The sequence below is a fragment of the Geodermatophilus africanus genome (assembly GCF_900107105.1).
Classification (GTDB): domain Bacteria; phylum Actinomycetota; class Actinomycetes; order Mycobacteriales; family Geodermatophilaceae; genus Geodermatophilus; species Geodermatophilus africanus.
In genome coordinates this window covers 147,886-168,295 of record NZ_FNOT01000011.1, presented here as the reverse complement: position 1 = coordinate 168,295, position 20,410 = coordinate 147,886, and the positions used below count along the sequence as shown (strand labels likewise).

Sequence of the window (20,410 nt, the reverse complement as noted above, 5' to 3'; positions counted from 1 at the left end):
CAGGAGGTTCCCCATCGGAACGACTTGAGTTCGATCTCTCAACCGCTTCGGATGCAACACATCCGAGTCGAGTTACACCAGAGTGGTGCACCGCTAGTCCCGGAAAGTGCACGTCGAGGTTGGCGGGTTGAGTATCGCCTACGAGCGCGCCGGGACCGGGCCGCCAGTGGCGCTGGCGCACGGCTTCGTCGGCGATGCCCGCTCGACATGGGGCAGCCAGATCGAGGCGCTCGCCGACGAGTTCACCGTGATCGCCTGGGACGCACCCGGTGCAGGAGAGTCCTCGGACCCACCGGAGGGTTTCGGCATGGGTGACTACGTCGACTGCTTCGCTGCGTTCCTCCGGGCTCTGAGGATCGAGCGAACCAGCCTGGTCGGACTCTCCTTCGGTGGGGCGCTGGTGCTGGCAACGTGTCACCGGCACCGCGGCCTCGTGTCGTCGGTCGTGCTCGTGAGTGGGTACGCCGGTTGGTTGGGCTCGTTGGGCGCCGAAGAAGCGCACCGGCGGCTGGCACGGTCCCTGCAGGCGTCGAGACTCCAGCCCGACCAGTTCGTAGCCGCAATGGTGCCGTCGATGTTCTCGCCGTCAGCCAAAGGCGAAATCGTGGCAAAGTTCGTCGACAGCGTCCGAACATTCCGTCCGGGCGGCTTTCGGGCAATGGCCCGTGCGAGCGTCGAGGACCAGAGCCACGTGTTGGCCGACGTTGGCGTACCGACGCTCCTGCTCTACGCCGACCACGACGTACGCGCTCCCATCGCGGTCGGCGAGGCGATGCACGCCGCGGTGCGCGAGTCCGAACTCGTCGTCCTCACCGGACCGGGTCACGTCAGCCCGGTGGAGGCTCCGGACGATGTCACGCGCGAGCTGCGCCGCTTCCTGCGCTCGGTTCAACGGACCCCATTGGCTCAACCTGATCCGGCCTGATCGCCGCACTCGACCGCTACCAGTGTCATCGGCAGATCCGGTTGGCTCTTCCGAGACTGCAGGTCTTCACGATGGAAGATCCCTCGACGGCAGTCGGCGGCGCTCAGGCGGCGGGCCGTGGCGGACCGTTGAAGGGTCGGTGCACGAGCGGAGCGCGATGGCGAAGAGTCCCAGCCCTTTGAACCGACGGTCTGTACCCCGGTGGCGCCCAGGCGAGGGTCGTCGGTGACCATGTCGCGGAAAGTGCGTACCCCTTGCACCTGCTCGTCACGACTGTTGACGTCGGCGACGGCTGCGTGACGTACGACGTTGTCGGCGACGATCACACCGCCTAGCCGTTCGGCGATCGGCACACCAGCTGGGTACAGCCGCCGCTCCACCTGGTCTGTCCACGTCCCGTCTGCGGCAGCGGGGCGGGGTGGGGTGGGGCACGTTGACGATCGCCTCTCGAGGTCACGCAGCTCGGGGCGTCAGCTCAGGCGGGACGCAGGAAGTCCGTCACTCGCTGCGCGAATTCTTCCGGGACCAGGTCGATCGCGATGTGCTGTTGGCCCTCCAGGATGCTGACCCGGGCGTCGGGAAGCGCCGCCGCCACTGTTTCGTAGTCGCCCTGGAGCTCTTCGGGACTGTCTCCGCCGACCAGCATGAGCACCGGCACCGTGATCCGTGCCGCCAGTTCCGGCTGGAAGCGCCGTGGTGTCTCCCGGGCGATCGTGTGCGCCGCACGGATGCGGGCCCGCCACGCCGGGAGCGCACGGTAGATGGCGAAGTCGGCCTCGGGCATCTGCACGACCTCCCGGAAGAACACCTCCAGGACACCCTCTCGATCACCCGCGGCGAGCAGCGCGTCCATCCGCTGCTTGACGTCGGCGGGCAGTGCCAGCGCCTCCGGATGCGGCGTCGGCCATCCCTCGTAGAGCACCAGCCGGCGCAGGTGCGAGGTGCGAGTCGCCGCGCCGAAGGCGCACACTCCGCCGAAGGAGTGACCGAGCAGGTCCACCGCCGCGCCCGCTTGCGCGGCGACCGCGTCGACCACCGCCGCCACGTCGTCGTACTCCCGTTCCACGGTGTAGTCGGCGGCGTCCCCGCTCGCGCCGCGACCGCGCCGGTCGATGGCGTGCACGGTGAAGTGCGGCTCCAGGTGCGGCAGGACCGGCGCCCACCTGGTGTGATCGGCCGTGGTCCCGTGTACCAGCACCAGCGGTGGCCCGTCGCCGGTGGTCCAGCAGGCGATCTCGGTGCCATCGACCGAGCTCACCCGGGTCAGGACCGCCTCTCGTGTGCCTGTCATCGTGATTACCTCCTCGGGGGTGCTGTCACCAGATGACTCGGGGACCGCTGCGCCCTGGTGCTCGCGGTGTGTCGATCGATCTGGATTTCGGCTGGGAAAGTCGCGACGGTCGCGGCGAACTCGTCGGACATCTCGAGATGGGTGACGTGGCCGCTGCCGTCGGGCTCGACGAACCGGGCGTCGGGCAGCGCGGCGGCCAGGATGCGGGCGACCGAACCAAGCCCGGGAGGGCTCGAGCTTCCGGCGATGACCAGCGTGGCACCGCCCTTCGACGACCTCGACGCCGCACCGACGCGGGACTGAGGCCAGACCGAGAGGAGTGCGCGCGAGCGGCCAAGCGAACCGATCCCCGACGCGCAGGGACCGCTGACTGCGGGCCAGGCCGCGCACGGTCTCGGCCGGCGCCTCACCCCGCGAACGCCGTGAGACCTCCGCCGCGGTCACGCCCAGCTCGAACAGCCGGCGCCGCAGCAGGTCGGCGAGGTCCCTGTCGCCCATCCGCGGAGACCAGGCGCGACGGCCGGACCAGGGCGACCGCGCGCCAGGCCGCGGTCCGGCAGGGCGCCGATGGGGATCGGGCGGTGCTACCTGGCGCCCGACTCCTGGCCGGCCACCTCGTGTCGCCGTGCTCGTTGAGCGAGCAGGGTCAGATGCGGGCCTCCAGCACGAGGTTGAAGGGCGTCTCCGCGGCCCGCCGGACCGCGCCGAATCCGGCGTCGTGCAGGAGCTCGGTCAGCTTCGCCTCACCTGCCTGCGCGCCGAGGGCGGTCCGGGGTTCCGCGGACATGGAGTGCGCCACGCAAATGACCGTGGAGGCCCCGTAGTAGAGCCGTCCGACCGGGTTGAGGTTGTCCTCGATCCGGTCACCGGCCATCGGCTCCACGAGGAGGAGGGTCCCGTCCTCCTTCAGGACCTCGCGGATGTGCCTGGCCGCGCTCAGGGGGTCGGGCATGTCGTGGAGGGCGTCGAAGATCGTCACCAGGTCGTAGTCCGGGCCGGGAAAGTCCGCGGCGGATGCGACCTCGAAGGAGACCCGATCAGCGAGTCCAGCCTCGACGGCCCGCTTGCGCGCGACGTCGATCGACGCGGGGTGGTAGTCGAAGCCGATGATCTGCGAGGCGGGAAAAGCCTGGCCCAGCAGCAGGGTCGAGGACCCGTGCCCGCAACCGACATCGGCCACCCGAGCCCCGGCGCTCAGCTTGGCCTCGACGCCGTCGAGGGCGGGGATCCACGCGGAGACGAGGTTCATCGCGTAGCCCGGGCGGAAGAATCGCTCGATGCCCTCGAAGAGCGCAGGGTCGTGGTCGTGCCAGGCGAAGCCGCCGCCGGTGCGGACCGCCTCGGTGATCCGCTCGATGTTCTTGGCCACCGCGACCGGACAGAGAAACGCGGAGGCCGCCTGCATCCCCGCCGTGTCCGCGAGGAGGAACGCCTGCTCCTCGGTGAGCGAGTAGCGGCCGGTGGTGGGGTCGTAGGCGACGTAACCACCGGCGGCCTGGCCGGCCAGCCACTCGCGCACGTAGCGCTCCGCGACGCGCGCCTCGGCCGCCACCTGCTCGGGGGTGGCGGGCATGGTCGTCTGCAGCGCCCGGTACAGCCCCAGCCGATCACCGAGGACGGCGTTCGAGGCGTGGTAGCTGCCGCCGACGTCGGTGACGAAGCGGCCGAGCAGTTCGTTGAGGTTGTTCTCGTCGAGGGTCATGGCAGAACCTCCTTGTGGATCCCGCGGGGCACTCGGGCCCTGGTGGTGAGGTGCTACCGCGTGGGTCCTGCCCGGGGTGTGGAGGGCTCCTCTTCTTGGAGGCGGCACCGCCTGGCAGGGACCGCCCCGTCCGGGTGCAGGAGACGGTTTCGCTGGTTGCTCACGGGGTCAAGAGGCGGAAGTAGCCGATCGGGAAGGCACGGTCTGCCCGGGTGCGGGCGAGGCGAGGCCCGTGACAGAAGACGCTCCGTCGGACAGCGGAACCGGCAGACATCCGGCGCCGCCCCGACCGCGGAGCCTGTCGGCCTGGCCCTGGCGGATCTCCCAGTGCACAAAGGGGAACGTGGCAATCCTCAACACGGTCCAGAGTCACGCCCGCAATGAGTATCCCCGCCGACCGTGCGGATCGTCCCGGTCAGCCATCGCCTACCGAGCGCGGGACATCTCGGTCGTCAGTGAGCCCTGGACGTAGGCCATCGCCTGTTGCGCGGCCGGGCCGCCCAACCTGGACGCGAGATCGGTTGGGTCGTCGTCGAAGCGCTCTCGCAACCCGCCACAGTTCGCCCTGGACATCAGGCACTCAAGCCACCCGCTCGCCGACAGCTCCTCGCCCCACCGAAGCGAGGGAGACAGAGCCCCTTGACAGACTTTCTTGTCAAGAGAACGGTGGCGTCATGCGCGAGGTCGAGGTCATCGAGAGCGCGGAGGCAGCCGCCGCCGCGCTAGATCCAGTCCGGGCCCGGCTGCTCGGCGAGCTGGCTGTCCCGTCCTCCGCCGCCGGGCTCGCGGCCCGGGTCGGCATCGCCCGCCAGAAGGTCAACTACCACCTCAAGGCGCTCGAGGCGCACGGCCTGGCGGTGCTTTCCGAGGAGCGCCGGCACGGGGGCATCACCGAGCGGGTGCTGCAGGCGTCGGCGGCGTCCTACGTCGTGTCGCCGGCGGCCGTCAGCGCTTCCGCGGCCGACCCGGACGCCAACGCCGACCACCTGTCGGCGGGCTATCTCGTCGCGCTGGCCGGTCGGCTGGTGCGCGAGGTCGGCGCCCTGGCACGCCGAGCCGGAACGTCCGGCAAGCGCCTGCCGACGCTGACCATCGACACCCGGATCGGCTTCCGGTCGGCCGCCGACCGCGCTGCCTTCGCCGACGACCTCACCGCCGCGGTGCTCGACCTGGCCGCTCGCTACCACCACGACGACGGGCGCCCGCATCGGCTCGTCGTCGCGGCCCACCCCCTTCCTGAGGAGATCGCATGAGCACGACCCCGAACGTCCCGTACCGCCTGGAGTTCAGCGTCGAGGTTCCGGGCACCCCGGAGCAGGTCTGGCAGGCCATCGCCACCGCCAAGGGCATGAGCGCCTGGTTCCTGCCGACCGAGATGGAGGAGCGCGAGGGCGGCTCCCTGCACTTCAGCATGGGCCCGGAGATGGGCTCGGACGGCCAGGTCACCGGCTGGGACCCGCCGCGCCGCATCGCGTACGAGGAGGACTGGGCCGCCCTCATGGGCAAGGACCCGGACGCCCTCAGCCCGCTGACGTCGGAGTTCCTCGTCGAGGCGACCTCCGGCGGCACCTGTGTCGTGCGCGTCACCTCCAGCGGCTTCGGCACCGGTGCCGAGTGGGAGCAGGAGTGGTGGGCCGACATGGGCACCCAGTGGCGGCCGTTCTTCGACAACCTGCGCCTCTACCTGTCGCACTTCCCCGGCCAGGAGGCCACGCAGCTCGAGGTCACCGCCTCCCACCCCGGCGACCCCGAGGCGCTCTGGTCGACCCTGCGCGATGCGCTCGGGCTGGGCGAGGAGGGCGCACCCGTCGAGGTGCGCGGCGCGTCCGGCACCGTCGAGCGCGTCGGGGAGCAGCAGGCGCTGGTCCGGCTCACCGCACCGGTGCCCGGGATGCTCAACGCCTTCACCTACGGCTACGGCGACGGCACGGCGACGGCGGGCGTGCGGGCGTACCTGTTCTCCACCGGCGCGGCGGACTACGTGCGGCGCGAGGAGCCGGCCTGGCAGGCCTGGTTGCGGGGGCTCTCCGTCCCGGCCTGATCTTCATCGCGGGAACCGGCTCCGCAGCCCATGACCGCGGACGCCGGCGAGGGGGGCCTCCGGCTGCGGAGGCTCGCGTGGACCGCGGGACGTCGCGCATCCCGGCTCCGCAGCCGAACACACCGGCGGTCAACTGGTCGACCCGACCGGTGGACCGCCGCGGTCAGGACCCGTCACGTGCCAGTCAGCACGCACTGTGCGCCAGTGACCCGATCAGGGAGGACGACATGAACAGGACGAACGACACCGCGGTCGTCGCGGGCCGGGCGTCGGGCCAGACCACCCGCCCCCACAGATTCCGCAGGCTGGTCGGCACCGGCGGCATCGCCACGCTCGGGGCGACGGCGGCCACCCCCCTCGCCGCTACGCCTGCTCGGGCAGTCGGTGTCGATTTCGAGGTGTCCCATGATGGCCGGCCGATCCCGTTGGCTGGGTTCGCCATGGTGAGAGGCTTCTTCTCGGTCGTGGGCATCGTCATCGCCGCCAACCCCTTCCGGCAACTGGCGGTCAGGCTCGCGATGGGATGTCGGCTTGTCCCGCAGCGGTCCTGCTTGCGGGACAACCCGACTCTTGCCAACTGCAGAGCTCAACCGGTTGTGTTCGCGCTGAGGACCGGAACGGTGTGACCGCTCGGGTGGCCGCGGTCGCGGTCGCGTTCCAGGGCGCGGTAGACCGTGGAGCGGGCGACGCCGAACAGGTCGGCCAGCTCGGCGGTGCTGTGCTCGCCCTGCCGGAAGAGGTTGACGAGGTGGGCCTCTTGGCGGGGGTTGAGCTTGGGCTGCTTGCCGCGCAGCTTGCCCTTGGCCTTCGCCACGCGCATACCTTCTCGGGTGCGCAGCCGAAATCAGGTCGGCCTCGAACTCGGCGACCATGGTGAGCACGTTGAACAGCAGCCGGCCGACCGGGTCGTGCGGGTCGTACACCGACCCGCCCAGACTCAGCCGGACCTGACGGCGGGTGAGCTCCTCGGCGATGGCACGGGCGTCGGGCAGGGAGCGCGCCAGCCGGTCCAGCTTGGTCACCACCAGGGTGTCGCCCTCCCGGCAGGCGGCCAGCGCCTCGCGCAGCCCGGGGCGCTCGCGGTTGGTACCGATCAGCCCGTGGTCGACGTAGATCCAACTTGGCTCGACGCCGAGGGCAAGCAGCCCGTCGCGTTGGGCGGTGAGGTCCTGGGCGTCGGTGGACACCCGGGCGTAGCCGATCAGCAGCGCCGGCATGGCGCACCTCCACAGGCAGGCCGACGCCGACGCGCCACTGCGCCGGCTCACCGGCGACGGCCGCGGCCGCTACCCGGGGACGGTGATCACCACGGACGTTCCCGGCGTGCCGTCAAGACGCCGACCACCCGAGCAGATGAACAAGTCGACACCTCAAGGGGATGCCCTACGGGACCCGGCGACTGATGCCCGGCTCGTCCCAACGTCGCCGTAGCAGATTCCCCTGACGGGATAGCGTCTCCGCCCTGCCGCCCAGGGTCTCGGTAGCCGCCGGAGTCCTCGACGACCGCGTAAGGCGGGTCGTAGAACTGCTCGGTTCACGTCCGCGCCTGCAGGGCGCGAGCGATCGCCACGGCGCGGTCACTGACCCACAGAAACAAGAAACCCACGCGGGCGGCGGTGCGGACGCATCACCCTGCCCCGTCGTGGAAGGAGCCGGCGCTGCTCGTCCCAGGAAAGGTCCGTGATCGCGAGGACAGTAGTGATCAGCGGTCCGGGAAGTCCGTGCCGACCATCACCCGCAGCGCGTTGGCCTCGAGCGCGATCCGCACGGGCGTGCGTCCGCGGATTTCGCCGTCGACGTCGAGCGCGAGCGGCGGGTCGGTCTCCAACCACACCTCGCCGGCCGTGAGGAACCGGGTGCGGGCCAGCGGCCGGCGGGGCCCGATGACCGTCTGGCGGACGGTCGCCAGGCTCAGCCGGAGCCGGTTGGCGTCGCCGAGCCGGTACACCACCAGCTGGCGGTCGTCGAGGCCGGTGTCGGGGGCGATCGCCCGGCCGGCGTGGTGGCTGCCGTTAGCGATGTTGAGCTGGTGGGTCGCGAGTTCGTGGACCTCGTCGCCGATGCGCAGGCGCGCGGTGAAGGGCCGGTGGTCGGGCAGCAGTGCGAGCGCGGTCAGCGGGTAGGCAGCCCGGCCGAGCACCCGCTTCAGCCGGTGCGGAACGTGCTGCGCGACCTGCACCGACAGCCCCAGGCTGGTCAGGTTGGCGAAGTGTTGCCCGGCCACGTGGCCGAGGTCGACGTCGGCGACCTTGCCGCCGGTGAGCACGCGCAGGGCGGCGGGCAGGCGCAGCGGCAGGCCGAGGCCGCGGGCGAAGTTGTTGGTCGTGCCGAGCGGGACCACGCCGAGGCAGACGTCGCGGTGGGCCAGCTGGTGCGCGGCCTCGCTCAGCGTGCCGTCGCCGCCGCCCACCACCACCAGGTCGGCGCCGCTGTCGGCCGCGGCGGCCAGCGCCTCGGGCAGGCCCCGAGGGTCGGCGACCGGGTGCACGTCGACGAGCTCCACGGTGGCCTGCAGCCGCCGGTGCACGGTCGCGAAGTGCCGGCGTCCCCGGCGGGACCGGACGTTGACGACCAGCGCGGTGCGGCGCCGGGCGCGGATGTCGGCGTTCAGCGCCGCCTTCGACCGCTGGTGCACAGGTCCCGTCACGACGATCTCCGTCCTCCCGGCGCGGGTGGTTGCCCCGGCAGCCTGCACCACGACGAGGGTGAGGCCGGCCAACGGTGAAGCTCCGCCGCATTCGATGACACGCCGAAGGCCGACAACCGGGTTGCGATCTGATCACCCACGCCACGGCCTGCCGACAACGACGGGGCTGCGCCACGACCTCAGCGATGGATCGCCTTCCCGTCGCAGACGGCCGTCAACGAGCCGCTGCGGAGCGGGTCGACCCGCAGAATGACGCTGCCTCGGCGACGTTCAAGGGGTCGGAGCAGCCAGCCCGTCGGTGTCTCTCGGAGGATGCGCGTACGGCACACCATCCCCTGGGTCGTCAACCGATCTCGGCCGTCGCTGCTGCCGGTGGTGAAACAGACCCTCGCGCGGAGATCTGCTGCACGCCCCAGCCGTTCCCGTCCGGGTCGCGGAAGAACACGAACCCGACGTTGTCGAGTGCCGTCCCGCCCCGGCGCAGCGCATCCGCGTCGCCGCCCAACACCTGGATCTCGCTGACCTCGACTCCGCGCTCGACGAGCTGCGCGTGTGCCTCAGCGATGTCCGGGACGACCAGCTGGAGGCCCTGGAGGGAGCCTGGAGGCATGTGCGGAACGACACCCTCGCCGATCACGATCGAGCAGCCGGAGCCCGGCGGCGTCAGCTGGACGAGCCGGTTGCCCGGGCCTGGAGGGCTGATGTCGTGGTCGAGGGTGAAGCCCAGCTTGTCGGCGTAGAAGGCCTTGGCTCGGTCGACGTCGGCCACCGGCACGACCACGACCTCCAACGTCCAGTTCATGTGCAACTCCTCGATCCGCTCCTCTGGAGTAGTCCTGCCAGCACAGACCCGTCGCCGTACGACAACTCATCGGTGCGCTCGTCATGCACCTCGGTGCCGTCCGCAAGGCAAACCCGCTGCGGCTCCTCGCGGTCAGGCCGACGTTAGTGAATCGGATCGTCCTGCAAGCCGGCCCTCGCGGACAAACCGATCACAATCCGCATGGTCGATCGCGAGATGCCAAGAACCCTCCCTCGCGGGACCGCCTCGCCTTCGGTGCGGGTGATGGTGCCGGGGCTTGCCGCGAGGTGACTTCCCACCTCTGCGGCGCCAGGTCATGAGAACCCTGTTGCTCGGCGCGACCCCGACGCGTCAGGCTCGCTACGTGCAGCAGCTCCTCTTCCTCTAGGGCCGGCCCAGGCCGCACCTCCCGACGCTCGACGTCCTGGGGGTGCGCCCGCGTGCCCCGCGCCGCCCGTCCGGGCGTCGCGTCCCCTTGAGGAAGGACTGTCCCGTGCACCTCCTGATGGTTGGCACCACCGCACCGAGCCACGTCTACCCCGGCCTCGCCGTCATCGCCGAGCTCGTCCGCCGCGGTCACCGCGTCACCTATGCCGTCGGGGAGCGCCTCGCCCGGCTGGTTGCGCCTACGGGCGCCGACGTCCTTGCGCACCGCTCGCTGCTGCCCACTGCGGACGAGCACTGGCCACAGGACGTGGCGCAGGCGCGCCACGTGTTCCTCGACGAGCAGGCGGCGGTGCTGCCCCTGCTGGAGGAGCAGGCCAGGCCCAATGCGGTGCTCTACGACATCGGCGGCTATGCCGGTCGCGTGGCCGCGCGCCGCTGGGACGTCCCCGCCGTGCAGCTGAGCCCCGCGTACGTCGCCTGGGACGGCTACGAGGAGGACATGGCCGAGCACGAGGCGGCGGTGGCGGCCGGCCCCAGCGGGCGGCGGTTCGCCGCGGCACTGCGGGAGTGGCTCGACGCGCACGGGGTGACCGACGACGGTGAGGCGTTCGTGGGCCGGCCGTCGGCGTGCGTCGTCCTGGTGCCGCGGGTGCTGCAGCCGCACGCGGACCGGGTCGATCCCGACCGCTACGTCTTCGCTGGACCGTGCCCCGACCCGTCGCGGCTGACCGGCTGGGCGCCACCATCCGGTGATGACCGGCCGCTGGTCTACGTCGGCCTGGGCACGGCCTACACCGATCGCCCTGACCTCTACCGGCTGTGCCTGCAGGTCCTGGGCGAGGACCACCGCGTGGTCCTCGCCAGCGGCAAGGTCGACCCGGCCGACCTCGGCCCGCTGCCGCGGGGAGCGGTGGTGGCACGGGTGCAGCCGCAGATGGACGTCCTGGCGCACGCCGACCTGTTCGTCACTCACGCGGGCATGGGCGGCGCGGGAGAGGCCCTCTGGTACGGCGTGCCGACGGTCGCCGTCCCGCAGGCGGTCGACCAGTTCCTGAACGCCAAGACCCTCGAGCGCATCGGTGCGGGCGTCCAGTTGGCGGCCGTCGAGCCGGCCGCGCTGCGCTCGGCCGTCGCCGCCGCGCGCGCCTGCGCACGCCGGGCGCGGGCGCTGCGGGACCAGGTGCGCGCCACCGGTGGGTCCGGCCCCGCGGCCGACGCCGTCGAACGCCTCGCCACCGGCTGACTCACGACGCTCGAACCGCAACCTGTCCAAGGGCAGCGGGGTGCGGCGGGCTCGACCTGTGCGATGCGCCCGCCGTACCCCGCACCGCCCGGCTGCGCCCTCGACTGGCAGCGCGTGCAGCTGGCCGCGCACCGCCTGCGCATGTGAGCCACCCCTACTGAGCTGCTAGGCCGACCACCAAGGGCGCCCCGAGCAGGATCCCCTTGCGGTGATCACCCGACCAGCGCGCACGGCGCTTCCTTCGGTTCGGGGGTCTCCGACGCCCCCATCCACACAGTCCTGGCCGCTCTCAACAACCGGCTCTCTTCCGGCTGCAGGGGGTCGGGGGAAGGGTGGGCCGCAGGCCCATCCCGAAGGGACGCTTAGCGCCCCATCTGTGGAGGGGCCCCGGGTCAATTGGTCCATTTCTGCTGCCCCCGGCAGCTGCGGTTCGTGCCGGCCCGGAGCGCGGTCAAGGTGGAGCGCCCCACTGCACGAACGACCTTGACCGCGGCGAGGACCGGCACACCATGACCGCGGCCGGGGCAGGGTCAGCGTGGCGGGTCGATGCGCGGCTCCCGGTCCGGCGGCGTGCCGGTGATCGCAAGCTCAGGGGTGCGGTGCGCGGGCGCCCGGCCTCGTCTCGGTGCGCGCAGTCAGGTCGGGGCGGCTGCGGCGACATGATGATCTCTGGGGTGTCCCGCGGGGACGGGCGGCCGCGCCGTGGTCCATGTCGTGACCGTGGTCCATGTCGTGACCGTGGCCCATGTCGTGACCGTGGCCCATGGCGTGACCGTGGCCCATGGCGTGACCGGCGGCGCCCCCGGCCGGGGCGGTCGTCATCAGCTTCATGCCGCACTTCGGGCAGCGCCCCGGCTGGTCGCTCACCACCTCGGGGTGCATCGGGCAGGCGTGCGTCACCGGTCCGCCGCCGGGGCCGCGCCCGGGTCGTCCATCTCCGCGACGATGGCGAGCACCTCATCCGGCGGCGCGGCCAGCCACGCGTCGAGCTGCTCGCGCTCGGCCACCAGTTCCGGTGCCGTGCGCAGCACCTCGAACTGCTCGGTCAGCGGCGGCTCCGCGAGCTCACCGGTGACGGTGATCGCCGCCAGCCGGTAGGTCCGGTTCGGGGTGCGATGCTCCAGCGCGAACTCGCCCGGTCGGTCGAACAGCACGTCCACGACCGCTCGCTCCGACGGGGCCAGCACCACGTCGGCGATGAACTCCTCGCGCTCCACCCGGCCGCTGTCCCCGCCGACGAGCTTCATCCGGGCTCCGGGCACGCCGACCCGGAAGACGCGGCTGTTGGCGGTGTTGGTCAGCCAGGGCCGGACGACCTCGCCGGCCCTCGCGGCGAACGCCGGGGCGGTCTCGCCGCCGGTGAGCATCAGGTTGCCGTAGCGGCCCATCGCCGCGTAGTTGGTCTCGGTGCGGCTGAACGGGGCGATCACGCCGTCCTCGAGCAGCAGGTCGTCGAGGGTCAGCACCACGTCGCGGTGCGCCGGTGGCCAGTAGTCCGGCTCGGCGGGATCGACCAGGATGCTGCCGTAGAGGCCCAACTCCTGGGTGACGTCCTCGCGGATGTGCGGGTGGTACCAGTACAGGCCCGGGTCGGGGAACTGGATGCGGTAGGTGAACTCGCCGCCCGGCGGGATCGGCGCCCGGGTCTCGTGCGGCACCCCGTCGTAGCGGTTCTCCAGGCGGAGCCCGTGCCAGTGCACGGTGGTGTCCAGGTCGGTGCCGTTGGTGACGTGCACGACGATCTCCGAGCCCTGCCGGACCTTCAGCGTGGGACCGGGGATCGAGCCGTTGTAGCCGAGCATCCGCGCACCGTCGTGTCGCCCGTCGCTTGGCGACCGGAGCGGGCCGCAGCCGCAGTTCGTCGCCGGGGCCCAGCACGAGCAGCTCGGGCCGGGTGGCCTCCGGCAGGTCGGTGGTGTCGGTGGGGAAGGTGTCCACGGGAGGTCCTCCAGCACGTGGAGCGTGCGGGTCCTCAGCCGCAGCGGGCCGGGGCGGTGAGGGAGAGCCCGCCCAGGGGCAGCGGCGCAGCGGGCCCGCGGTCTCCTGGGTGGGGCGTCGTCGTCATGAGCTCGGTGGTCATGGCGCCTCCAGGGCGGGGTGCCAGTCCAGCCCCGTCGGGGCGGACCGTCCAGATGCCTCCGGCACGGCCCCGCCGGCTGAGTCGCGACCCGGTCCCGCAGCAGGCGGTGTCGCAGCAGCTCAGGCGTCGGGTCCGGCGGACCCCGCTGCGTCAGTCCGGCGGGGAACCGGTACGCACGGCCTGGACGACGTCGTCGATGGCGCGCACCGACAGCTGCGCACCGCCCGGCTCGTCGAGCAGGCCCGCATGCGTGGCGTTGGCGAAACGATGACTGCTGTTCGTGGACAGCGCGGCCATCCGCTCCTGGGCGGCCGTCCGCTGCGGATCCGAGTCGTGTCCGGCGGCCGTCACCACCACCAGCGGCGTGTCCCCGAGGAGGCTCGTCAGCGCCTGGGCCTGGGTCAGCAGGGCGGGCAGGGTGGCGACCTCGTCGCGGGTGTTGCGCGCGCCGCGGGGGCTGGAGGAGAACGCCTGCACCTGTCCCGCGGCCGGCTCCGGGAGAGCGGACCAGAAGGAGGTCGGCAGCAGCCGCCCGATGCCGAGGCGCGCGAGGCTGGGCACCAGCGCGACCGCGCTGGGCGGACCGGCGGAGACCGCACCGGAAGCGGTGGCCCGGTAGGGGTCGGTCGCGTCGAGCAGGACCATCCCGGCCACCTGGTCGGGGTAGCGGGCGGCGTAGGTCATCGCGTGGTCGCCGCCGATCGAGTGCCCGACCAGCACGTAGGGGCCGTCCTCGCCGGCGCGGCGCAGCAGGATGTGCAGATCGGCGGCGGCCTGCAGCCCGTCCCGCTCGGAGGGCGCGTCCTCGCTCCAGCCCTGCCCGGCGCGGTCGTAGGCGCACACCCGGGTGCTGCCTGCAACGACGGGGGCGATGCGGGCCCAGTTCGCGGACGTTGCGCCGAGTCCGCTCTGCAGGACGACAGTGGGGCCGCCCGAGCCGGTGCAGTGCAGGTGCAGCCGGTAGCCGCCGACGTCGTAGGACTGCCCGGGCATGGGGTGGGCGCGCTGGTCGGCGGCCAGCCCGACCGTCTCCACCGCACCGCCGACGGCCGCGAGGGCCATGACCGCCACGACCGGGTAGAGCAGCCAGCGGCCGCTGCCGACGGCCAGGGAGCGGCGGACGCGGACGCCCAGCCAGACGGCGAGCGCGAGCAGCACCGGAGGCCACACCCACCCAGCGGCGGTCAGCACCCGGTCGTCCGGCGTCAGGACCAGCAGCCCCAGCCCGGCCACTGCCAGGGCGGCGGCCGGAAGCCAGGCCCACCGCTGCGGCTGGTCGGTCATCCGGGCCGACAGCGCCGCCAGCACGGCCCAGCCGGCCGCGAAGCCGAGCAGTGCCGAGCCGGTGATGACGGGCTCGGGTGCACCGGCGAACACGATCAGGGGGAGTCCGGCGGCGAGGACCGCCCCGGTCACCAGCGAGCCGGCGATGATCCGCCGGATGGGACCGCGGCGGGATCGGCAGCCGGTGGTGGGCACGGCGGGTGCGGCGGTCGATGCGGTGGTCATCGTGCGGCCCTTCGTCGGGTTGGGTGGACGGCTGGGGCTGAGCCTGGGTGGCGGCCGCGCCGCTCGACCCGGTGGTCTCGCCCGGTCCTCAGGACAGGAGGGGGAGGTCGGCCGTGATCGCGACGGCGATGAGTCCGGCGGCGACGAAGTCGACGGCGGCGCAGAACGGCGGCCACCAGCGGGTGCCGGCGACGAAGCCGGTGCGGTGCTGCCACATGTCCTTGAGGCCGTGGCCGGCCAGGCCGGCGACGATCAGCCAGGCCGATCCGGTCACCGCCGCCGCGGCGACGACCACGAAGGCCGACGCGACGGCCGTCTCGACGGCGAGGACGTGTCGGCGCCCGTCGGCGACGGCGAAGCCGATGTAGACCGTGGCGAACAGGGCGAGCCCGAGGGCGTAGACGGTCCCGGAGTCCAGCCAGAAGAAGGCGAACGGGGAGGCGGCCTGGAGGACGCCGATGACGACGCCCCACGCCACTGGTGTGCGCAGGCTGCGGCGATCGGAGCGGGCTCGGAGAGCGGCGGTGCTGGTCATGACGAACTCCGGCTGAGGCGGTGGGCGGTCTCGGGTCTGTGGTCGAGGTCGTCGGGGACCGGACGTCCTCGGATCGGTGATGTCGCCGGGTCTGCTCACCGGATGGCCCGGTCGGGGACGCAACGGGTGTCGACGTGTCAGCGCACGTCCTCGACGGGCCGGAGCAACACGGCCGGCACCATCCCCGGCACGGTCGGCAGGTGGGTCCGACCGAGTACGGCGTACTCGCCGATCTCCCCGGCCCACGACGGCACCAGCAGCGCGACGAAGGCAGGTGGCTCACAGCGGACGCCTCCGCCGTCTCTCGCCACCGGTGACCACGGAGCCGCATCCAGGTCGCCAGCCGGATCGTCTATGTGCCCCGGGTCGGTGCCCGGCACGTGGCGGCGGAGGCGAGGGTGTGCGTGTGCGTGTGCGTGGTCATGGCACGGATGGTTCGCGTGGCCGACGCCACGCAGACGTGCCGAAGGTCATGGTCCGGGTCACCGTCTGGCCTGAGCTGCCGGCCCCCTCCCGAGCGTCCGCTGCGGCCACGGAAGTGGTGGTGCGCATCGTGGGTGCGCTGCAGTCGAGGCCGGTGCGGTCGGCGCCGTGCTGGCCGGTCGCGAGGCAGAACGCGCGGCGGTCACGGCCTTGCTCGACGCCGCCGGCTCTTGACCTCCAGAGGCACGGAGGCGGGGACCGAGCGCTGCACCGGGATCCCACGGGAGACGTGGGACGAGCGAGTCCCACCTCCCTGCCACCTCAACGTATAGCGCACCCGGGGGCTTGCGGCAAGACCCTGGCCTTGCCGCAGACTCGTCGGGCCGAGGCCGGGACCTGCGGAGACGACCCCTCGCGGCGTGCGTGCGGGGACGCCGGTCCGGGCGCCCCGTCCAGCGCAGTGGGCGCCGACGGCCTCAGATCGGAGCCGATGACGTGACCCCCGTGACCACCAGCGCGTTCGACCTCCCCGACACCCTCGCCCACAAGGCCGACCCGGCGCTGATCGCCGCCGACGAGCAGCACTTCGCCGCCATCGCGGAGAGCCTCCAGCAGACCGTCGCCGACCTGTCCGACCGCCTCGACGCCGAGCGCCGGGCGCCCGGCGGCACCGGGCAGGAGGCGCTGGACCGCGACCTGGAGGTCCACCGGCTGACCGCCCGCCTGCGCGCCCTGCGCCGCTTCGGCCTGGACCTGTGCCTCGGACACATGGTCGGCGCCGACGGTGCCGAGCCCGTGTACGTCGGACGACTCGGTCTCACGGACGGCGCGGGTCGACGGCTGCTGCTGGACTGGCGCTCCCCCGCGGCTGAGCCGTTCTTCGGGGCGACCCACGCCGACCCGATGGGTCTGGCCAGCCGGCGCAGGTACCGCTGGACCCGCGGCCGGCTCACCGACTACTGGGACGAGGTGTTCGACCCGGACGGGTTCGCCGGGCACGCCGCCGCGCTCGACGACCAGTCCGCGTTCATCGCCAGCCTGGGCGGTAACCGGTCGGCGCGGATGCGCGACGTCCTCGGCACCATCCAGGCCGACCAGGACGCCATCATCCGCGCGGGGTCCCGCGGCGCGCTCGTCGTCGACGGCGGTCCGGGGACGGGGAAGACCGTCGTCGCGCTGCACCGCACCGCCTACCTGCTCTACGCCGACCCCCGCCTCGGCCACCGGCGGGGCGGCGTGCTGTTCGTCGGTCCGCACCAGCCCTACCTGGCCTACGTCTCCGACGTCCTCCCCAGCCTCGGGGAGGAGGGCGTGCAGATCTGCACGCTGCGCGACCTCGTCCCCGAGGGCGCCGCGGCGGCGGTCGAGACCGACCCCGAGGTGGCCCGCCTGAAGTCGTCCGCGCGCCTGGTCGAGGCGATCGAGGCGGCCGTCCGGTTCTACGAGGAGCCGCCGGCCCGGGGGACGACGGTCGAGACCCCCTGGACCGACGTGGAGCTGAGCACCGACGACTGGGCGGAGGCGTTCGAGGCCGCGGAACCCGGCACCCCGCACAACGAGGCGCGCGACCAGGTCTGGGAGCAGCTGCTCACCATCCTGGTGGACGCACACCAGGACGACGACGTCCCGGCGGACCTGGTCCGCACCGCGCTGCTGCGGGACGGCGAGCTGCGCGCCACCTTCGACCGCGCCTGGCCGCTGCTCGAGGCGACCGATCTCGTCGGGGACCTGTGGTCGGTCCCCGCGTACCTGCGCCGGTGCGCACCCTGGCTCGGCGCCGAGGAGGTCCGGGCGCTGCAGCGCGACGACCCGCAGGCCTGGACGGTGTCCGACCTGCCACTGCTGGACGCCGCGCGGCAGCGGCTCGGCGACCCCCGGGTGGAACGGCGGAGGCGCCGGGAGGAGCTCGTCACCGCCCGGGAACGCGAACGCATGGCCGGCGTCATCGACGAGCTCATCGCGGCCGACGACTCCGAGCTGCTGCTGATGACGAGCCTGCGCCACGCCGACCTCCGGGACGCCCTGGTCGACGAGGCCGCCCTGCCCCGCGCCGACCGTGACCAGCTCGCCGGCCCGTTCGCACAGGTCGTCGTGGACGAGGCCCAGGAGCTGACCGACGCGGAGTGGCAGGTGCTGCTGCGCCGCTGCCCCTCCCGCAGCTTCACCGTCGTGGGGGACCGGGCCCAGGCCCGGCACGGCTTTCCGGAGTCGTGGCGGGAACGGCTCGAGCGGGTCGGGTTCGACGACATCCGGCTCGCCTCGCTGAGCACCAACTACCGGACGCCGGAGGAGGTCATAGCGGCGGCCGAGCCGGTCATCCGGGCCGTGCTCCCGGACGCCAACGTGCCGACCTCCATCCGCAGCACCGGCGTCCCCGTCGTCCACGGACCCGTCTCGGAGCTCCACGACGTCCTCGACACGTGGCTCGCCGCGCACGCCGAGGGGATCGGCTGCGTCATCGGCGACCCCACGTTTCCGGGGACCGCCCGCGTCCGGTCGCTGACCCCGGAGCTGGCGAAGGGGCTCGAGTTCGACCTCGTCGTGCTCGTCGACCCCGAGGCGTTCGGCGAGGGCGTCGAGGGGGCGGTCGACCGCTACGTCGCGATGACGCGGGCGACCCAGCAGCTGGTCGTCCTCACCAGCCCCTGACACGGGGCGCACCACGGTGGCTCGGGTCGGGCCGGCTCCACTCTCGTGCCAGGCTCCCGGCATGGCCTTCGACCTCCACCGCGCCGACGGTGAAGTGCTCCGCTTCGGCAACGACGCCCGCTTCAGCTTCACCGCCACCGGTCACCTCGTCGTGTACGACGCCCGGGGCAACAAGACGTTGTTCAGCCACCACAGCTGGAACTGGCTGGAGGAGCCGGTCCCCCCGCCCGCAAAGTGACCGACCTCGCCGGGCAGCCGCCTCCGCGCCCACGCGGGTGCCAGGTCGGGCTCGCCCGGGTCGCGTGCGAGGCTCGGCGGGTCCCCGAGGAGAGGTGGCCGCGTGCCGTCCGAGACCGAGACCGCCGCCCGGGTGGGCGCCGTGCTCGACATCCCGCTCAACCGGTTCCTGGGCGTGCGGCTGCGTGACCCGGCCGACCCCGCGGCCGGCCTGTGGTTCCCGGTCGGCGCGTCGGCGCAGAACCAGGCGGGGGTGCTGCACGGCGGCGTGGTGACGACGCTGCTCGACACCGCTAGCTACCTGGCGCTGCTCCCCCGGCTGTCCGACACCGAGCACGCGGTCACCCACGACCAGACGGTGTCGCTGCTGCGGCCGGTGGCCGCGGACGCGCGGGTGGACGTCACCGCCACCGTGCTGCGCCGCGGCCGCGCGGTCGCCTTCATGCGCGCCGAGGCCGTGGTCGACGGCGAGCTCGTCGCCACGGCCCAGGTCACGAAGAGCGTCGTCCGCCTCGGGTGATCACCACAGCGACATCGAGCGGCGGAAGATGCCGGCGATGTCGTCCTCGGTGACCTCGCGGGGGCAGGTCGCCAGCAGCCGCTGCTGCTTCATCGTGCCCTCGACGAGGTCGGGGACGTCGTCCTCGCCGAAGCCGACCGCCCCCACGCCGTTGGGGATGTCGATGTCGCGCATCAGGTCGGTCAGGACCATGGGCAGGAAGTCGACCGCCTCGGTCGGGATCCCGGCGTTCGGCGCCAGCAGCTGGGCCGCCCGCACGTGCCGCTCCGGGGAGGCCTCGAAGGTGAACCGGAAGGCCTCGGGAGCGGTCAGCGCCACCGACATCCCGTGCGGGACCATCGGCTCGCCGGCCGGGTAGTCCTTGGGGTGGAAGTCCTTCACCTGCCCGGCGATGGGGTAGGCGTTGGCGTGCGGGATGTGGACGCCGGCGTTCCCGAAGCCCATGCCGGCGAAGGTGGCCGCCATGGCCATGTCCGAGCGGGCCTGCTCGTCGTCCCCGTGCCGGACCGCCCGCCGGAACGAGCCGGCCAGCAGGGTGAGCGACTTCTCCGCCCACATGTCCGAGATGGGGTTCGAGCCGCAGTAGGGCACCCGCTTGTCCGGCGTCTTGTGCTCGTAGGTCGTGTACCAGCGTGCCGTGTAGCTCTCCAGGGCGTGACACAGGATGTCCATGCCTGACGCGGCCGTCACCCCGGCCGGCTGGGTCATGGTGAGGACCGGGTCGATCACGGCCAGGGTCGGGCGCAGCATCGCGTGGCTGATGCCGGTCTTGACCCGCGCCGAGATCACGTCCATGACGCAGATCGTGGTGCTCTCCGAGCCGGTGCCCGTCGTCGTCGGGACGGCGATCAGCGGCTTGAGCGGCTGCGACGGCGCCTGCCCCTTCCCGACCGGCACGTTGACGTAGTCCAGGAGCTCGCCGGGGTTGGTCGTCAGCAGGTCGATCGCCTTGGCGGTGTCGATGCTGGAGCCGCCGCCGACCGCGACGAAGGCGTCCCACGGCCCGGTCGATCGGGCCTCCTCGATCGCGGCGGTGAGGCTGAGGTCGGTCGGCTCGACGTGCACGCCGTCGTACACGCGCGCCTCGATGCCGAACTGCGCCATCTGGTCGGCCACCCGCTGCGGGATGCCGGTGGCCGCCAGTCCGGCGTCGGTGACCACCAGCACCCGCTCGACGCCGTACCGGCTCAGGTCGAACCCGATCTCGTCGGAGGCCCCGTGCCCGAACTTCAGCAGCGGCGCCCCGTAGGTGAAGACGGACTCCGGATGGGCGGGCGAGACGGTGGTCATGACGTCCCTCTCTCGGTCGGGCGGTGCGGCTGCGCGGCGTTGCGCCGAATGTTGCACGTGCTTGTGGTCCGCACCACACCGACGGGATAGTCCACGGCACCGTTCCGTCCGCTTCCCGGCGGTTCCCTT

General features: G+C 72.6%; 19 protein-coding genes and 1 pseudogene. 8 read left to right on the top strand and 12 right to left on the bottom strand.

Annotation, left to right across the window (positions count from 1 at the left end):
- Nucleotides 1–127 precede the first annotated feature (127 nt).
- On the top strand, nt 128–925 hold the full coding sequence (locus BLW63_RS18660) for an alpha/beta fold hydrolase (protein ID WP_211517177.1): 798 nt from the start codon (nt 128–130) through the stop codon (nt 923–925).
- Here BLW63_RS18660 and BLW63_RS27445 read toward each other — a convergent pair.
- The 3 genes from BLW63_RS27445 to BLW63_RS18645 form a co-directional block, all read right to left on the bottom strand.
- On the bottom strand, nt 907–1,278 hold the full coding sequence (locus BLW63_RS27445; RefSeq protein WP_211517176.1) for an O-methyltransferase: 372 nt from the start codon (nt 1,276–1,278) through the stop codon (nt 907–909). The genes BLW63_RS18660 and BLW63_RS27445 overlap by 19 nt on opposite strands.
- Nucleotides 1,279–1,400: 122 nt before the next feature.
- Nucleotides 1,401–2,216 carry an alpha/beta fold hydrolase gene (locus BLW63_RS26965; RefSeq protein WP_170856850.1) on the bottom strand — a complete coding sequence of 272 codons (816 nt, stop codon included), beginning with the start codon at nt 2,214–2,216 and terminating at the stop codon, nt 1,401–1,403.
- Between the two features lie 646 nt (nt 2,217–2,862).
- On the bottom strand, nt 2,863–3,918 hold the full coding sequence (locus tag BLW63_RS18645) for a class I SAM-dependent methyltransferase (protein WP_091159553.1): 1,056 nt from the start codon (nt 3,916–3,918) through the stop codon (nt 2,863–2,865).
- A 674-nt stretch (nt 3,919–4,592) separates the two neighbouring features.
- On the opposite strand from BLW63_RS18645, the gene BLW63_RS18640 reads away from it, so the two are divergent.
- From BLW63_RS18640 to BLW63_RS26255, 3 genes are all read left to right on the top strand, one after another.
- Nucleotides 4,593–5,171 carry a winged helix-turn-helix domain-containing protein gene (locus BLW63_RS18640; protein WP_091159551.1) on the top strand — a complete coding sequence of 193 codons (579 nt, stop codon included), beginning with the start codon at nt 4,593–4,595 and terminating at the stop codon, nt 5,169–5,171.
- Nucleotides 5,168–5,959, top strand: coding sequence for an SRPBCC family protein (locus tag BLW63_RS18635; RefSeq protein ID WP_091159548.1), 792 nt, complete (start codon nt 5,168–5,170; stop codon nt 5,957–5,959). The genes BLW63_RS18640 and BLW63_RS18635 overlap by 4 nt, the downstream gene beginning before the upstream one ends.
- A gap of 77 nt (nt 5,960–6,036) precedes the next feature.
- Nucleotides 6,037–6,585 (top strand): DUF6069 family protein, encoded by a 549-nt coding sequence (locus BLW63_RS26255; RefSeq protein WP_139263665.1) that lies wholly within the window; start codon nt 6,037–6,039, stop codon nt 6,583–6,585.
- Here the strand turns inward: BLW63_RS26255 and BLW63_RS28090 are convergent.
- The 4 genes and pseudogenes from BLW63_RS28090 to BLW63_RS18620 form a co-directional block, all read right to left on the bottom strand.
- Nucleotides 6,546–6,773, bottom strand: coding sequence for a helix-turn-helix domain-containing protein (locus BLW63_RS28090; protein WP_244522665.1), 228 nt, complete (start codon nt 6,771–6,773; stop codon nt 6,546–6,548). The genes BLW63_RS26255 and BLW63_RS28090 overlap by 40 nt on opposite strands.
- Nucleotides 6,774–6,825: 52 nt before the next feature.
- Nucleotides 6,826–7,176: pseudogene (locus tag BLW63_RS28085) on the bottom strand (recombinase family protein); the annotation flags it as partial.
- 485 nt (nt 7,177–7,661) lie between these two features.
- Nucleotides 7,662–8,606, bottom strand: coding sequence for a diacylglycerol/lipid kinase family protein (locus BLW63_RS18625; protein WP_244522664.1), 945 nt, complete (start codon nt 8,604–8,606; stop codon nt 7,662–7,664).
- A gap of 343 nt (nt 8,607–8,949) precedes the next feature.
- A complete protein-coding gene (locus BLW63_RS18620) occupies nt 8,950–9,408 on the bottom strand; it encodes a VOC family protein (protein ID WP_091159542.1) in 459 nt (152 codons plus the stop codon).
- 493 nt (nt 9,409–9,901) lie between these two features.
- On the opposite strand from BLW63_RS18620, the gene BLW63_RS18615 reads away from it, so the two are divergent.
- Nucleotides 9,902–11,038 (top strand): macrolide family glycosyltransferase, encoded by a 1,137-nt coding sequence (locus BLW63_RS18615; protein WP_211517175.1) that lies wholly within the window; start codon nt 9,902–9,904, stop codon nt 11,036–11,038.
- A gap of 588 nt (nt 11,039–11,626) precedes the next feature.
- Here the strand turns inward: BLW63_RS18615 and BLW63_RS29010 are convergent.
- The 4 genes from BLW63_RS29010 to BLW63_RS18595 form a co-directional block, all read right to left on the bottom strand.
- Nucleotides 11,627–11,920, bottom strand: coding sequence for a heavy metal-binding domain-containing protein (locus BLW63_RS29010; protein WP_139263663.1), 294 nt, complete (start codon nt 11,918–11,920; stop codon nt 11,627–11,629).
- Nucleotides 11,921–11,934: 14 nt separating this feature from the next.
- A complete protein-coding gene (locus tag BLW63_RS18605) occupies nt 11,935–12,840 on the bottom strand; it encodes a multicopper oxidase family protein (protein WP_091159537.1) in 906 nt (301 codons plus the stop codon).
- A 428-nt stretch (nt 12,841–13,268) separates the two neighbouring features.
- The gene (locus tag BLW63_RS28635) at nt 13,269–14,627 is read right to left on the bottom strand and encodes an alpha/beta fold hydrolase (RefSeq protein ID WP_091159534.1); all 1,359 of its coding nucleotides are present in this window, start codon (nt 14,625–14,627) and stop codon (nt 13,269–13,271) included.
- Nucleotides 14,628–14,715: 88 nt separating this feature from the next.
- Complete coding sequence (locus BLW63_RS18595) at nt 14,716–15,162, bottom strand: hypothetical protein (protein ID WP_091159531.1); 447 nt, start codon at nt 15,160–15,162, stop codon at nt 14,716–14,718.
- A 927-nt stretch (nt 15,163–16,089) separates the two neighbouring features.
- On the opposite strand from BLW63_RS18595, the gene helR reads away from it, so the two are divergent.
- The 3 genes from helR to BLW63_RS18585 all read left to right on the top strand — a co-directional run bounded on the left by helR (nt 16,090) and on the right by BLW63_RS18585 (nt 18,991).
- Nucleotides 16,090–18,234: an RNA polymerase recycling motor ATPase HelR gene (helR, locus tag BLW63_RS18590; protein ID WP_244522663.1), complete on the top strand. Its 2,145-nt coding sequence runs from the start codon at nt 16,090–16,092 to the stop codon at nt 18,232–18,234.
- A 61-nt stretch (nt 18,235–18,295) separates the two neighbouring features.
- Entirely contained in the window at nt 18,296–18,472 is a 177-nt protein-coding gene (locus tag BLW63_RS26955; RefSeq protein WP_170856849.1) for a hypothetical protein, read from the top strand.
- Nucleotides 18,473–18,574: 102 nt separating this feature from the next.
- Nucleotides 18,575–18,991 carry a PaaI family thioesterase gene (locus tag BLW63_RS18585; protein WP_091159526.1) on the top strand — a complete coding sequence of 139 codons (417 nt, stop codon included), beginning with the start codon at nt 18,575–18,577 and terminating at the stop codon, nt 18,989–18,991.
- Here the strand turns inward: BLW63_RS18585 and BLW63_RS18580 are convergent, their stop codons facing one another.
- A complete protein-coding gene (locus BLW63_RS18580) occupies nt 18,992–20,281 on the bottom strand; it encodes a hydroxyacid-oxoacid transhydrogenase (RefSeq protein ID WP_091159523.1) in 1,290 nt (429 codons plus the stop codon). It lies immediately after the preceding gene.
- Nucleotides 20,282–20,410 lie beyond the last annotated feature (129 nt).